The organism is Paucibacter sp. PLA-PC-4 (assembly GCF_026241155.1).
Lineage (GTDB): Bacteria > Pseudomonadota > Gammaproteobacteria > Burkholderiales > Burkholderiaceae_C > Roseateles_E.
This window is the reverse complement of sequence record NZ_JAPFGP010000086.1, coordinates 1-405: the sequence shown is the minus strand read 5'-3', so window position 1 is coordinate 405 and position 405 is coordinate 1. Positions and strand designations below refer to the sequence as shown.

Here is a 405-nt window from a genome sequence, read left to right as displayed (position 1 = left end):
CACCTTCAAACGCCCACGCTTATCGGCTGTGAATTATTAAAGAACTTCAAACCACTCATCAATCACCACCTGGGTAATCAACTCATCGTCTGGCGCTAATCAGTGATCAGCACAGAAGCGAGATTATTGACGCTTTTCTTACTAGTGTCAACACCTATTTGCTTCGCTTCGCAGCGCGCCGGCTTCGCCAGCGGCGTCCGCAAATACAAGCACTGCACTCAATGCTTGTATCTGCTGACGCAGATAGAAACGCCCAGTCGGGTGACTGGGCGCCTCGAATATTAGCCTGACGATGACCTACTTTCACACGGGAATCCGCACTATCATCGGCGCTGAGTCATTTCACTGTCCTGTTCGGGATGGGAAGGAGTGGGACCAACTCGCTATGGTCATCAGGCTTGACTG

1 rRNA gene is annotated in these 405 nt (G+C 51.4%); it reads right to left on the bottom strand.

Annotation, left to right across the window (positions count from 1 at the left end):
• Positions 1–284: 284 nt before the first annotated feature.
• Positions 285–397, bottom strand: a 5S ribosomal RNA gene (rrf, locus tag OOZ63_RS29045).
• Between the last annotated feature and the right edge of the window lie 8 nt (positions 398–405).